Annotated in this window: 13 protein-coding genes; 5 read left to right on the top strand and 8 right to left on the bottom strand. The window is 59.7% G+C overall.

What is annotated here, in order from left to right:
* Position 1 precedes the first annotated feature (1 nt).
* Positions 2 to 1,792, bottom strand: coding sequence for an ATP-binding protein (locus ACA059_RS00225; protein ID WP_497632251.1), 1,791 nt, complete (start codon positions 1,790 to 1,792; stop codon positions 2 to 4).
* Between the two features lie 10 nt (positions 1,793 to 1,802).
* Positions 1,803 to 3,149 carry a sigma-54-dependent response regulator transcription factor AlgB gene (gene algB / locus ACA059_RS00220; protein ID WP_497632250.1) on the bottom strand — a complete coding sequence of 449 codons (1,347 nt, stop codon included), beginning with the start codon at positions 3,147 to 3,149 and terminating at the stop codon, positions 1,803 to 1,805.
* A gap of 438 nt (positions 3,150 to 3,587) precedes the next feature.
* Here algB and ACA059_RS00215 point away from each other — a divergent pair, with 438 nt between their 5' ends.
* From ACA059_RS00215 to ACA059_RS00195, 5 genes are all read left to right on the top strand, one after another.
* Positions 3,588 to 3,875 carry a hypothetical protein gene (locus tag ACA059_RS00215; protein ID WP_497632249.1) on the top strand — a complete coding sequence of 96 codons (288 nt, stop codon included), beginning with the start codon at positions 3,588 to 3,590 and terminating at the stop codon, positions 3,873 to 3,875.
* 81 nt (positions 3,876 to 3,956) lie between these two features.
* Positions 3,957 to 4,121: a DUF1328 domain-containing protein gene (locus ACA059_RS00210; RefSeq protein WP_003177151.1), complete on the top strand. Its 165-nt coding sequence runs from the start codon at positions 3,957 to 3,959 to the stop codon at positions 4,119 to 4,121.
* Between the two features lie 2 nt (positions 4,122 to 4,123).
* On the top strand, positions 4,124 to 4,588 hold the full coding sequence (locus ACA059_RS00205) for an inhibitor of vertebrate lysozyme family protein (protein ID WP_497632248.1): 465 nt from the start codon (positions 4,124 to 4,126) through the stop codon (positions 4,586 to 4,588).
* A 706-nt stretch (positions 4,589 to 5,294) separates the two neighbouring features.
* Entirely contained in the window at positions 5,295 to 6,626 is a 1,332-nt protein-coding gene (gene gltP / locus ACA059_RS00200; RefSeq protein WP_497632247.1) for a glutamate/aspartate:proton symporter GltP, read from the top strand.
* A 132-nt stretch (positions 6,627 to 6,758) separates the two neighbouring features.
* Positions 6,759 to 7,988 carry a nucleoside recognition domain-containing protein gene (locus ACA059_RS00195; RefSeq protein ID WP_497632246.1) on the top strand — a complete coding sequence of 410 codons (1,230 nt, stop codon included), beginning with the start codon at positions 6,759 to 6,761 and terminating at the stop codon, positions 7,986 to 7,988.
* 85 nt (positions 7,989 to 8,073) lie between these two features.
* Here ACA059_RS00195 and ACA059_RS00190 read toward each other — a convergent pair whose 3' ends face one another.
* The 6 genes from ACA059_RS00190 to ACA059_RS00165 all read right to left on the bottom strand — a co-directional run bounded on the left by ACA059_RS00190 (position 8,074) and on the right by ACA059_RS00165 (position 14,260).
* A complete protein-coding gene (locus ACA059_RS00190) occupies positions 8,074 to 8,697 on the bottom strand; it encodes an ABC-type transport auxiliary lipoprotein family protein (protein ID WP_497632245.1) in 624 nt (207 codons plus the stop codon).
* On the bottom strand, positions 8,694 to 9,632 hold the full coding sequence (locus tag ACA059_RS00185) for an MlaD family protein (RefSeq protein ID WP_497632244.1): 939 nt from the start codon (positions 9,630 to 9,632) through the stop codon (positions 8,694 to 8,696). The genes ACA059_RS00190 and ACA059_RS00185 overlap by 4 nt, the downstream gene beginning before the upstream one ends.
* A gap of 1 nt (position 9,633) precedes the next feature.
* Positions 9,634 to 10,437 (bottom strand): ABC transporter ATP-binding protein, encoded by an 804-nt coding sequence (locus ACA059_RS00180; RefSeq protein WP_497632243.1) that lies wholly within the window; start codon positions 10,435 to 10,437, stop codon positions 9,634 to 9,636.
* A complete protein-coding gene (locus tag ACA059_RS00175) occupies positions 10,434 to 11,582 on the bottom strand; it encodes an ABC transporter permease (protein WP_497632242.1) in 1,149 nt (382 codons plus the stop codon). The genes ACA059_RS00180 and ACA059_RS00175 overlap by 4 nt, the downstream gene beginning before the upstream one ends.
* 54 nt (positions 11,583 to 11,636) lie before the next feature.
* Positions 11,637 to 12,665, bottom strand: coding sequence for a DUF5924 family protein (locus tag ACA059_RS00170; protein ID WP_497632241.1), 1,029 nt, complete (start codon positions 12,663 to 12,665; stop codon positions 11,637 to 11,639).
* Positions 12,666 to 12,871: 206 nt separating this feature from the next.
* Positions 12,872 to 14,260: a M16 family metallopeptidase gene (locus ACA059_RS00165; protein WP_497632240.1), complete on the bottom strand. Its 1,389-nt coding sequence runs from the start codon at positions 14,258 to 14,260 to the stop codon at positions 12,872 to 12,874.
* Positions 14,261 to 14,294: the final 34 nt, after the last annotated feature.

The raw sequence follows: 14,294 nt of genomic DNA, 5'->3' as shown, positions 1-14,294 counted from the left end.
CTTAAACCGACAGCGCCATATAGAACTGAGTACCCTGCCCTGGCCGCGAATAAACACCCATCCGGCCGCCGTGCAACTGCACGATTTCCTTACACAGTGCCAGACCGAGTCCGGCACCGCCCTTCTTGCGACCCACCTGTACAAAGGGTTCGAAAATCCGCCCCTGCTGACCATAGGCAATGCCTTCGCCGTTGTCCTCGACGCTGATAATCACTCGTTCCCCATGGCGTCGAGCCTGCAAACGTATGTGCCCGCCGGAAGCGGTGTGGCGCAACGCGTTGTCGATCAGGTTATCGAGCACCCGGTCCAGCTGCGGCTGATCGGCCTGCAATCGCGGTAATGGCCCTTGCACTTCCACCAGCAGGTCGATGCCCTGCTCTTCTGCTGGGCCGGCAAAACGTGCCCGGGCCTCATCCAGCAAATCCTCAATGGAGCACGGCACCAACGTGAGTTTCTGCAATCCGTTCTGGTAGCGGGAGAAGTTCAGCAGGTCGTTGATCAACTGCATCAAGCGCTGCATCTCTTCATTCACGGTGTCCAGCAGATCAGCTTCACGCGAGTCCTGGGCAAAGTGCGCGCGCTCGCGAAACAGGCCGAACGCCATGTGCATGCCGGTGACCGGCGTTCGCAATTCATGGGAGGCGCGCAGTACGAACTCACTGCGCACCCGCTCAAACGCCCGCTGTTCGGTGACGTCATGCAGCACCATCACGGCGCCGAGAATATGCCCCTGTGTATGGCTCACCGGCGTCAGGCTAAAGGTCAGCAACCGCGACTCACCGTCGACCTCAATACTCAGGTCCTCAGGCGCCCGCTCCAGGGTGCCGCCGCGCAGCACCAGTTGCAGCTGATCATCGAGTTCGGGACGCTCAAGCGCCGTACCCAGTCCTTGACCGAGACGATCGGTGTCCCAACCCAACTGACGCTGCGCCACTGGGTTGAGGTGTTCCAGATGTCCCTCGCGGTCGATCATCAGCAACCCATCGTCGATGCTGTCGAGCACAGCCTGCAAACGCTGCTGGCCTGCGAGCAGTTCATCGACATTGGTGGCCTGATGCTCGCGCAGGGCCTCGGCCATGATCCCGAAGCGCTTGGTCAGCAGGTTCATTTCCACGGCCGAGGAAATCGGTAGCGTCACTTCGAAATTGCCTTGGCCGATGTTGTCCGCCGCTTGGGCCAGAGCCTCGATCGGTGCACCAAAACGTCGAGCGATTGCGTGGGCGGTGACGAAGCCGATGATCAGCACCGCCAGCCCCACCAGCCCGAGCAGGCCGGCAACCAGCAGCGCCCTCTCCCGAGTCTGCCGTTCGGTGGCATTGATGTTATCCAGCGCACGCTGTTGCTCGACGATCAAACCATTGCGCAGCGCATTGAATTTTTCGGTGAGTTCTTTGTTGCCACTCAACACCTGCGTCGAGTCACGTGACAGGTCGTACGCCTGCAGAAAGCTCAGGTAGTCAGTCTTGGCCTGTTCGAAACCGTACTGGCGCTCATCGCCAGCCTGGGCATGGACAATGACGTCGTCAAGCAACTGGAAATAATGCTGCTTGGACGCCTCGAACGCTACAGGATCCGGCTTCTCGCTGAGCATGATCATCAGTTGATCGCCCAGGGTCTGACGCAATTTCAGTCCCAGGTCGAGCGTGACGAAATTATTGCGAATCAGCGCTTCCTGGGAACTCGCCATCTGCATCACGCTGACCAGCCCGAGCAACAGCCCAAGCAGCGCCACGGTGATCAGTGCGGAAATACTCAGAAACAGCCGCGTGCGCAACTTCATCGCCAGTCTCATCGGAGACAGCTCACAAGTTGTACTGCTTACGTTTTCGGTACAACGTCGAGGCATCGATACCCAGGGTCTTGGCGGCCTGGTCCAGCGTATCTGCAGTGGCGAGGACCGCTCCGATGTGGGCTTTTTCCAATTCATCCAGACTCAGCGCAGCGCCAATGCGAGGCGCGTTGTTGACCGGGGTTTCAGCCATGCCCAAGTGGCTGATCTCGACCCGCTCCTGTGGACAAATGATGCTTGCCCGCTCCACAACGTTGCGCAGTTCGCGAATGTTCCCCGGCCAGCGGTAGCCGAGCAGCGCTTCACGGGCTTCGTCGCTGAAGCCCCGAGCCGGACGCGCATATTCCTTGACGAAACGGGCCAGAAAGCGATCAGCCAGGTTCAGAATATCTTCCCTGCGTTCGCGCAGTGGTGGCAGGTGTAGGGTGATCACGTTCAGGCGGTAAAGCAAATCTTCACGGAAACGGCCGTCGCGCACCATGTCTTCGAGATTCTGGTTAGTGGCCGCGAGGATGCGCACATCGGCGCGGCGGGTGACCGGGTCGCCCACCCGTTCGTATTCTTTATCCTGGATGAAACGCAGCAGTTTAGGTTGCAAAACCAACGGAAAATCGCCGATCTCGTCAAGAAACAGCGTCCCACCGTCGGCCTGATTGACACGACCCAGAGTACTTTCGCTGGCCCCGGTGAACGCGCCACGGCTGTGGCCGAAGAGCTCGCTTTCCATGAGTTCGGCGGTCAGGGACGGGCAGTTGATCGTGATGCAGGATTTCTTCGCGCGCTTGCTCCAGCCGTGAATGGCTTGGGACAGTTCGCCTTTACCGGTACCGGACTCGCCGAGAATCAAAATATTGGCATCGGTGCTGGCCACCTGGCGGGCGGTTTCGAGCACGATTTTCATCGCCGGGCTGTGAGAGTCCAGGCCATCCTTGGGTTTGCGCACTTCGCCTTCAAGGGCTTCCAGACGTGCCGACAATTGCCGCACTTCCAGCTGCTTGGCGGTGGCCAGGCGCAATTGGTCGGGGCTGCAAGGCTTGACCAGATAGTCGGCTGCCCCGGCCTGAATCGCATCGACCGCCGTGTCCACGGCCGAGTGAGCGGTGACGATGACTACCCGCATCCACGGCGCTTGAATGCGCATTTGGGCCAGCACATCGAGGCCATTGTCTTCACCCAGACGCAGGTCGAGGAAGCACAGGTCGAAGACCTGGCGTTGCAGCAACGCGTCGGCCTGTGCGGCGCTGTTGGCGGTAGCGACGCTGTAGCCTTCATCTTCGAGGCAATAACGGAAAGTACGCAGGATGGCGGACTCATCGTCCACCAGCAGAATGCGGCCTTGATGCTCAGTGGCTGACTCCATTTTCCTACGCTCCTTAATGAATGATCTTGGTTAGTCCCGGAATAATCGGGCAAGTTGCATGGTTGATTCTGGTCGATTCCAGCCACAGCAGCGTAGCTCTCTCCTCACCCTACGGCTAATCGCCTGATTTTGTTGTTTTTTTATCAGATAGCCGGTTCGCAGGCGATTGCCGTGTCCCCTTGTGACATCCACGCCCTCCTCGCAATTCAAAAATATTGAAAGTTCCTACGAGTCCATCGTGCATTACGCACGACTTCAAAAGGACCATCGTGCAGGATGCGTCCGATCCGTTTTCCACATCATTTATAACTAATTGATTTTATTAACTTTTATTATCAGTAAAAGCTGGCATGCAGGCTGCAATGGTCTGATGAACCGGGCCATTCATTCAAGAAGTCGCCCCTAACAAGATCACCACAGAGTGGGAGGAGCTTCAGGATGAGTCGCCAACGTGCCGCCCAGTTGCGTATCTCGCCACTGCATCTCCAGCAAGGACTGTTTGCTGTTCTGGCGCTATTGATCACCTTGATCGCCGGCCAGCAGTTTCAACGTTGGGAGCAGAACCAGCAGCAAGAAGCGCCACGCGTGTCGATTCAGCACCCGACCCAAACCCATTTCAGCGCGGCCAGCAGTAACCAGGCTGACAGCCCCCCAATGCGAATGATGGACGTCGACCAGGCTCAGCCTGCGGATGAGATGCCTCGCCAGGAACGTTGGGTGTTCTAAACACATGAACTTGGCGCGTTCGATGCGCCGGGAAAAGCACCACAAGCAACATCTCTAAATAGAAGCGTAAGGAGAATCACCATGTTGAGCTGGGCAATCACATTCTTGATCATTGCCATCATCGCTGCGGTACTGGGCTTCGGTGGTATCGCGGGCACCGCCACGGGTATCGCCAAGATTCTCTTTGTCGTGTTCCTGGTGATGTTCATTGCTTCCTTCTTCTTTGGCCGTCGCGGTCGAGGGTGAATATGAGCGTTTTGTTAAAGACACTGGCAGCCGCCCTGGTTCTGGGCGGTAGTGCCATGGCAACAGCGGCCAATGACGGCCAGGCGCGGGTCAATGAGTTGCTCAACGCAGACCCGCAGTACCGTGAAACCTGGCAGGGCGTGGTGAAGAAGGAAGAACGCCTGCCGGAATGGGTCATGAACCTGTCCGGCGACGCCGAGCAAATGAATGCCGTTGAAGAAGATGGCGAAAAGTATCTGGTTGGGCCGTTGTGCGAATCGCAGACGACATGCCTCAACAAGCGCTTGATCGTTGCCGTCAGCTTCGACAAGAAGGATGCCTACGCCATGCTGGTCGAAGTGCCTGCGGGGCTGCCGGCCGACAAGTCGCCCACGCGACATGCCGACTACCGCTTTCTTGGAAAGCCGGACCAGGGTATGCAGGACTTGTTGATGGAACAGCTGAAGAAAGATCCACACTGGTACTGAATTCGTAACATGAAAGAAGCAGCATGGCTTCTTTCCACTGCGCTACCCGAGGACGGTAGACGCATGATCAAGGGGCCAGGACGTTCTGCCTGTTTCAGGGGCGGAGTGACCTACGGGTACAGGGAGTGCCTGCGAAAGGGCCGGGTCAGGCAGAAGCTGCGACGCAAGTTCGCTGGTCACTCATGGATCGACGGACTTGCGAAGAGCTTCCTCAGCGCAAAGCGTTGTCTTAGAGCGTTCTGCTCGCATCCCCGCTTCATTTCCGTTAATCCCTCGCAAAACCATTTCGCGGTGTTTCTTTGGTGACCGTATATCGAGAAAACTGCGACTCAAAGACCGAGAATTTTCGCGCTTAAACGTAGGCTTTTTCCCAAGTTTTAGCCCACATTCCCTTGCTCAAAAAACAACCAACCTCCTCTACGATGGCCGGTTCACGGCACTTATGCCTGCCGAAATGTCGTATTCGAACCGGTTGGGACGCGAGTTTCAGTTAAAAAAGCTCATGCCGATTCGGCATAGGGTAGGCGTTTACGGCATTAGACGTCGCTTCCTTGCATCTGAATAGTTGCGCCTTTTTTCGCCTGCCAGAGAGCCGATAACAAGCGCTCCGGGGCACCTTATACGGGGGTAGATGCACAAGACTTTTTCGCCACAAGCGTTCCAGTTCTTGCATCTGTCTGAGTCAAACGCAAGTAAGGGTAAAGATATGAAGAAGGCAAAGCTTAGCCTCGCCTGGCAGATCCTCATCGGTCTGGTATTGGGGATTGCAATCGGTGCGCTGCTCAACCATTTCAGTGCCGAAAAAGCCTGGTGGGTCAGCAACGTCCTGCAACCGGCAGGCGATATCTTTATCCGTCTGATCAAGATGATTGTGATCCCGATCGTGATCTCTTCGTTGATCGTCGGTATTGCAGGCGTCGGCGACGCGAAGAAGCTCGGGCGTATCGGCCTCAAGACCATCCTCTACTTCGAGATCGTCACCACCATCGCCATTGTGGTCGGTCTGGTGTTGGCCAACGTGTTCCATCCGGGCACCGGCATCGACATGAGCACCCTGGGTACCGTGGATATTTCCAAGTACCAGGCCACTGCCGCCGAGGTTCAGCATGAACATGCGTTCATCCAGACCATCCTCAACCTGATCCCGTCGAACATCTTCGCGGCCATGGCCCGCGGCGAGATGCTGCCGATCATCTTCTTCTCCGTACTATTCGGCCTCGGTCTGTCGAGCCTGCAATCGGACCTGCGCGAGCCGCTGGTGAAGATGTTCCAGGGCGTGTCGGAAAGCATGTTCAAAGTCACTCACATGATCATGAACTACGCCCCGATCGGCGTTTTCGCACTGATCGCGGTGACTGTGGCCAACTTCGGCTTTGCCTCTCTGGTGCCGCTGGCCAAACTGGTGATCCTGGTTTACGTCGCCATCGCCTTCTTCGCCTTCGTGGTGCTGGGCCTGATCGCTCGCCTGTTCGGCTTCTCGGTGATCAAGCTGATGCGCATCTTCAAGGATGAGCTGGTCCTGGCTTACTCCACCGCCAGTTCCGAAACCGTGCTGCCACGCGTGATCGAGAAAATGGAAGCCTACGGCGCGCCGAAAGCCATTTGCAGCTTCGTGGTGCCGACCGGTTACTCGTTCAACCTCGACGGTTCGACCCTGTACCAGAGCATCGCGGCCATCTTCATTGCCCAGCTCTACGGCATCGACCTGTCGATCAGCCAGCAATTGCTGCTGGTGCTGACCCTGATGGTCACCTCCAAAGGCATCGCCGGCGTACCGGGTGTGTCCTTTGTGGTGCTGCTGGCGACCCTGGGCAGCGTGGGTATTCCGCTCGAAGGCCTGGCGTTCATCGCCGGTGTCGACCGCATCATGGACATGGCCCGTACCGCACTGAACGTGATCGGCAATGCCTTGGCCGTGCTGGTCATCTCCCGCTGGGAAGGCATGTACGACGATGCCAAGGGCCAGCGCTACTGGAACTCCCTGCCGCACTGGCGCAGCAAGGAAAAATTGCCGGTGGGTGAAGTCTCCAGCAACTGATAGATCGCGTCGCCTGTATCGCGAGCAAGCTTTGCTCCTACAGGAGCCACAAACAAACCCCGGAGAAATCCGGGGTTTGTCGTTTCTGGCTACCCCGCTATCATTCGCCGCATTCTTCGGGGGATTTGACTGATGCTTAATGGCCTGTGGCTTGGCTTCTTCATCGTGGCTGCCGTTTCGGCACTGGCGCAATGGCTGATCGGCGGCAACGCCGGGATCTTCGCGGCGATGGTGGAAAGCATTTTCGCCATGGCCAAGTTGTCGGTCGAAGTCATGGTCCTGTTGTTCGGCACCCTGACGCTCTGGCTGGGCTTTCTGCGGATTGCCGAGAAGGCCGGGATCGTCGAGTGGCTGGCCAAAGCGCTGGGCCCGTTGTTCCTGCGGCTGATGCCGGGAGTGCCGGCCGGGCACCCGGCCATCGGCCTGATCACGCTGAACTTCGCCGCCAACGGCCTGGGCCTGGACAACGCCGCCACGCCAATCGGCCTTAAAGCCATGAAGGCGCTGCAAGAGCTCAACCCCAGCGACACCATCGCCAGCAACGCGCAGATCCTGTTTCTGGTGCTCAACGCCTCTTCCCTGACCCTGCTGCCGGTGACGATCTTCATGTACCGCGCCCAGCAAGGTGCGCCCGATCCGACCCTGGTGTTCCTGCCGATCCTGCTCGCCACCAGTTGCTCGACATTGGTCGGCCTGCTGTCGGTGGCGTTCATGCAGCGTCTGCGCCTGTGGGACCCGGTGGTGCTCGCGTACTTGATTCCCGGCGCCCTGGCCCTCGGTGGCTTCATGGCGCTGCTGGCGACGCTCTCGGCGACCGCTCTGGCCGGCCTGTCATCGATCCTCGGCAACCTGACGCTGTTCGGGCTGATCATGCTTTTTCTGGTGATCGGCGCGTTGCGTAAGGTGAAGGTGTACGAAGCGTTCGTCGAAGGCGCCAAAGAAGGCTTCGACGTGGCCAAGAACCTGCTGCCGTATCTGGTGGCGATGCTGTGTGCCGTCGGCGTGCTGCGGGCATCCGGAGCGCTGGACTTTGGCCTGGACGGGATTCGGCATCTGGTGGAATGGGCCGGTTGGGACACGCGCTTCGTCGATGCGCTGCCGACCGCCATGGTCAAGCCGTTCTCCGGCAGTGCCGCCCGGGCGATGCTGATCGAAACCATGAAAACGTCTGGCGTGGACAGCTTCCCTGCACTGGTGGCGGCGACGATTCAGGGCAGTACTGAAACGACGTTCTACGTATTGGCGGTGTACTTCGGCGCGGTGGGGATCCAGCGGGCGCGGCATGCGGTGGGTTGCGCGTTGCTGGCGGAGCTTGCCGGCGTTCTCGGCGCGATCGGCGTTTGTTACTGGTTCTTTGGGTGAATCAAAAGATCGCAGCCTTCGGCAGCTCCTACTGGTGTACGAAAATCCACTGTAGGAGCTGCCGAAGGCTGCGATCTTGGCGATTTCAGGGTTTTACCGGAGCAACCTTCTGCCCTTGTTCAACCGCCCAAGCCACCACCTGCACCGTCAACTGGTCACTGGCCTGACCAAACCCGGCCACCACCGCCGGCACCTTCGCATCACTCAACGGCTGGCGAACCTCAAAGCGTCGGCTGGCGAGGATTCGCTGGTCATAACCGCGCACCAGCAACGCATCCAGACGCACGACCACGCTCGCGTTCGTTCCTTGGTACTCAGTCTGGAATGCCTGCAGGCTACCGCCCAGTTCAAGATCCGCCTGGAAGTTGCTGTCGTCGGTGCTCAGCAATGTCACCCGACCATCCCGCTGGAAACCGTCCAACAGCCGATTGCGCAGCAACACCGGTGCCGGGTCGCTCCAACGCGAAGCCTTGTAGCTGCTGATCAGATCACCCTGAGGGATCACGGCGATCTTCGGGCTGTTCAAGGCCTCGCTGGCCTGCGGCTTGGTCAGGCGCAGCGACCAGCGCTGCGGCGTCCCGTGACTGGCCGATGCGCTGCTCTGAGCCGAAGGCAACCGATAGACATCGGACGGCTCGGACTTGGGCAGGATCGAGCAGGCGCCGAGCACAATGAAGCTGACGAGGAGGGCGAGGTGAGGCAGCTTCATGGCGTGAACTCCTTGTTCTTGTCATTGCCCAGCAAATAACCGGTGGGGTTGGCTTCCAGACGCTGGGAAATAGCCCGCAAAGACGTCAGGGTGTCGCGCAGTTCACGCACCGCCGGGGCCAGGCCATTGAGGCCTTGCATGCCGCTGTTGAGCGAATCCTGATTGGTCGTGAGCAGCTTGTTGATGGTCGCACTGCTCTGTTCCAGCGATTTCATTGCCTGCTCGGCGCTGCCGAACATCTGCTTACCTTGATCGTTGAGCATGCCATTAGCGTTGCGCATCAGCGCCGACGTCTGTTCCAGCATGGCGCCGGCCTGTTTGCCGACCGAGGCCAGTTGCTGCATCGCCTGGCGAATATCACCGCGCTGGTCGGCGATGGTGCCGGTGGTTTGTTCCAGATGCTCAAGGGTCTTGCTGATGCGCTCGACGTTCTCCGTGGAAAACATCAAGTTGGCGTTATGCATCAGCGTGTTCACACCGGCCACCAGGTCGCCGCTGTCATTCAGCAAACGAGCGATGGGCGAGGGCGATGCAATGATCGTCGGTAAATTACCGTCCTTGCCCTTGAGCTTCGGACTCTGCGGCGTACCACCGCTGAGCTGAATGATCGAGGTACCGGTGATTCCGGTCAGCGCCAATATGGCCCGGGTGTCTTCCTTGATCGGTGTATCGCCGCCCAGGCGGATCCGCGCCAGCACCCGGCGCGGGTCTTTCGGGTCCAGGCGCAAGGTCACCACATCGCCGACCTTGATCCCGCTGTACTGCACGGCGCTGCCTTTGGACAAGCCGCTGACCGCCTCGTTGAAGACGATTTCGTAATCCTTGAACTCGGTGTCGACGCTGGACTTGGCCAGCCACAAGCCGAAGAGCAGGGCGCCCGCCACCACAATCACGGTGAACAGGCCGATCAATACATGATGGGCTCGGGTTTCCATGTCAGACCTCCTTCAGCTGTTGAGCGGCGGTCAGCGCCGCGCGGCCGCGAGGGCCATGGAAGTATTCGTGAATCCACGGGTCGTCAGTTTCCGACACCTTGTCGATGGCATCCGCCACCAGCACTTTCTTTTGCGCCAGCACCGCCACGCGGTCGGTGATGGTGTAGAGCGTGTCGAGGTCGTGGGTGACCAGAAAAACACTCAGGCCCAACGCATCGCGCAGGGTCAGGATCAATTGATCGAACGCGGCCGCGCCAATCGGATCGAGGCCAGCGGTGGGTTCGTCGAGAAACAGGATGTCCGGGTCCAGCGCCAGCGCGCGGGCCAGTGCCGCACGCTTGATCATGCCGCCGGACAGCGAAGCGGGGTACTTGTCGGCCGCCGACAGCGGCAGCCCGGCCAGGGCCATTTTCACTGCCGCCAGGTGTTCGGCGTCCTCTCGGCTCAAACCGGCATGCTCGATCAGGGGCAGGGCGACGTTCTCGGTGACGGTCAACGAAGAGAACAGGGCGCCTTTCTGGAACAGCACGCCGAAGCGCCGTTCGACCATCGAGCGCTCGTGTTCAGACAGCGTCGGCAGGTTTTTGCCGAAGACCTTCACCACCCCGTCGCTGGGCTGGCGCAACCCGACGATACTGCGCAGCAGCACTGATTTGCCGCTGCCGGAACCGCCGACGACGGCAAGAATTTCACCTTTGTACAACTCCAGATCGAGGTTCTCATGCACGCTCTGGCGGCCGAAACGATTGCACAGCCCGCGGACTTCGATCACCGCCTCGGAGGGCGCTCGGGGTAGACGACTCACCAGCCCATCTCCATGAAAAACAGCGCGGCCACGGCGTCGAGCACGATCACCACGAAAATCGACTGCACCACGCTCGACGTAGTGTGCGCGCCGACGGACTCGGCGCTGCCACTGACCTTGAAGCCTTCAAGACAACCGATCGCCGCGATCAGAAACGCGAAGATCGGCGCTTTGACGATCCCCACCAGAAAGTGCTGAACGCCGATGTCCGATTGCAGCAGCGACAGGAACATCGCTGGCGAGATATCCAGCGCCACCGCGCAAACCACACCGCCGCCGACGATCCCCGAAAGCATCGCCAGAAAGGTCAGCATCGGCAGCGCGACCAGCAGGGCCAACACGCGCGGCACCACCAGCAACTCCATCGGGTCGAGGCCCAAGGTGCGGATGGCGTCGATTTCTTCGTTGGCTTTCATCGAGCCGATCTGCGCGGTGAACGCACTGGCGGTGCGGCCGGCCATCAGGATTGCGGTCAGCAACACACCGAATTCGCGCAGGAAGGAGAACGCCACCAGGTCCACGGTGAAAATACTCGCGCCGAAACTCGCCAGCACCGTCGCGCCGAGAAACGCCACCACGGCACCCACCAAAAAGGTCAGCAGGGCAACGATGGGCGCGGCGTCGAGGCCGGTCTGTTCGATGTGCGCCACCATCGGCGTGAGGCGCCAGCGCTTGGGGCGAAACAGGCCGCGAGCGATGGTTTCCAGGATCAGGCCGACGAAACCCAGCAGTTGCAAGGTGTCCTGCCAGACCGCGTCGACCGCGCGGCCAATGCGGGTCAGCAGTTGAATGCCGACACTGATTTCCGGTTCCTTGATCGGCACGCAGAAATCGGTCAGCGAGCAATAGACGGTCTGCAACAAGGCACGGTCGGCCGAGGACAGTGTGCAATCGGGATGCTCGGCGGATCGGCCCAAACGCTCGGACCCGAGCAACTCCACCAGCAGCGACGCGCCGGCGGTGTCGAGCGCGCCGAGGCCATTGAGGTCGATGTGAGTGCTGTCGTCGTATTGGCCGTGGAGCTTTTCGCTGAGGTGCTTGAGATCGGCGTAATGGGCAAGCGTCCAGTCACCCGTGACCCGCAACTGAACAGGGGAGTGAGAGGTGTCCAATTGGGCACTGCCGGCTATTGCGCTGCTGCTCATAAGCTCCGTGCTTGTTCGGCTATTTCGCAGAGCTACGTAATAGCATGAACCGCATTACTTTTCTTTGGTCGGTGTGCTGTCCGTAATGGTGAAGCGCAACACGCCGATCAGCTGGCCATCTTCGGTCAGCACCCGAACCTGCCATTTACCCGCAGGGTTGCCGGGGAAATTCTGCTTGTGGGTCCACGCCCGATAGCCTTCCTTGCGCCCGCCATGGATGTCCAGGGGGATACGGTCGACCTCTTTGCCGTTGAACTGCCACACGTGATAGATCCGCTCATCCAGACCGCGCGGGGCGTTGATCGCGGTGTAGGCATACAACCCGTCACCACGGATCTGCTCGGCGCTGACTTCTTCCAGGCTCTTGCCTGGCGTGCGGTCCTGAATTTGAGTGCTGATCGCCACGTCGGTCATCCACAGCGTCGCCGGCGGCACCCACGAACGCAACACCCAGCCAACGCCACCGATCCCCACGGTGATGCTCAAAATCGCCAACGCATTGCGCACGGTGCGAATCGGGAAGATCGACGCCAGGCTCGGGAACGACAGCACGACAGCGGTGCCCAGGGCCAGTTTGAAACTCTGGGACGTGGTCAGGTGCAGGATGACGGGCAGGGCGGTCAGCAGTGCAGCGAACAGTGTCAGGGTATGCAGCGCCAGGAACGCCCAGCGCCGGGGGGCCAGCCATTTGTAGTAGAGCGGGTCGATGATGGAAATCAGCGCGGCGATGCCCAGCAGACCGGTGAAGAACAGCTGGCCGCTGTTCCAGGTGGTGGTGATAAAAAAGAACGGCAGGACGAAGAACAGGCTTTCCTGGTGGATCATCTGCGTCGCGTAGCGCAGCAGAGGCTGGGGTATTTCGCGTTTAAAGATCCTGGCGAACAGCTTGGTGAGACTGTTTTCCAGCATCAGCCAGATCCAGCTGACCAGCATGATAGTGGTGATCCAGGTCGCCAGACCTTGCTGGCGATCCACCAGAATGAAACTGCCGACCCCGGAAATGAAACCACCGAGCGCAATGACCCCTGGGTAGCGCTTCATCAATTCCAGGATGCGCTGGACGTATAGGGTCAGAGTAGGCATTCGGCGGTTCGCAATAGTCGTGGGAAAAATCCCCGATAGGGTAACCGCCGAAAGGGCGGCGTGGCGAGGGGCTGTGGCGAGGGGATTTATCCCCGTTCGGCTGCGAAGCAGTCGTAAATCGTTACGTTGGTTATGCCTGGCAGACCGCGATGCAGGTTTAACGACTGCTGCGCAGCCGAACGGGGATAAATCCCCTCGCCACAACGCTACACGGTTCTCGGTGCCCTTCGATGCAAGCGCCAACCCATCAGCATCAATACGATGAGCCCCAGCACCCCGGCAATCGCCCACATAAACTGATCATCACTGATCAACGGCTGTTCGATCCGCAGGTAACCCGGCTGCATGAGCAATTCACGCATGGCCTTGTTTGCTTCCTCCAGCGTCACCCCTTGCAGTTCCTTGGCGGGGTTGGCGAAACGGCCGTCCTCGTAGTCCCCAAGGGCACTCCAGTAATAATCGGCCAACGCGCTGTTGCCTTGCACGGCCCAAGCCTGGCGGGCGATGGCGGCCTGCTTGAGACGGTTGAAGGTGTCGGCATTGAGACCGTCCCTGAGCAACCCGGCCTTCAGATCCTCCAGCACCTGTTCGGCCTCGGGCACGTCGTCGCGCTCAAGGTCCGCGTTCAGGCTCATGAAGCCCACACCGCCAAACACCTCGCGCTCGGCCGAAGGCCCGTAGGACAAGCCATGGGCCAGGCGCAATTGGCGGTAGAGCGCCCAGTCCAGATAGTCCTTGAGCAAGTCGAAGGTTTCGTCGTGCTGATCTTCCAGCACCGGCTCTGGCACCAGCCAATGCAACTTGGCACTGCCGCCGACAAAACCGTGACTCAGGGTGCGCTCATGGGCAGCACTGGCCTGGATCGCCGGCAGGGGCGGGTGATCAGTCGGGTCGACCGCTTCAAGCGCGCCATAAGACCGTTCCAGATAGGCCGGCAGCAACCGGTCGAGGTCGCCGACAACGATCAGGGTCATGTTGTTGGGCGCGTACCAGGCCTTGCGTACCTTTTCCAGCTGATCGCGGGTCAGGTGATCGACCTCAGGCCGCTCGGGGCATTTTAGGCCCAGTTCCACCGCCAGCTGATTACTCGCCGTGTGACCAAGATCCTGGCGATCCAGCCAGCGTTGCAGGTGCGAGTAATGGCCGCCGTCTTCGCGCTCGACCACTTGTTTGGCGGCGTTGATGGCGTTGTCGTCGATTCGGGTCTGGGTCAGCAGCGCCAGCAGCAGGTCGAGGACCTTGCGCTGGTTTTTCGCCGGGGCTTCGATGACGAACGTCGTGTCGGCATTGCTGGTGTAGGCGTTCCACTCACCACCCAGGGCCTGCATGCGTTCTTCCAGCCCGCCTTCGCCAGTGGCGTCGATACCGCTGAACAGCAAGTGCTCAAGCAGGTGCGGCAGCTCCTTGTCGGCGCAGCTGAAATCATCGATGCCGACGCCGACCACCAGACGAATCGCCACATGCCCGCGCTCGGTGCCGGGCTTGAGCAGCAATTGCAGGCCGTTGGGCAGCGTATAGCCCTCGACCTGAAAGCGATCCAGGGCAAATGAAGGGAATGATCCAAACAGTAGAAAGGCGAACAACAGACAACGCATAACGAGTTTCCATACGGCTAGCGTAAGTTCAACA

This window comes from Pseudomonas sp. LBUM1647, from assembly GCF_059716175.1.
The sequence above is the reverse complement of the archived record's forward strand: the minus strand, read 5'-3'. Positions and strand labels throughout refer to the sequence as shown.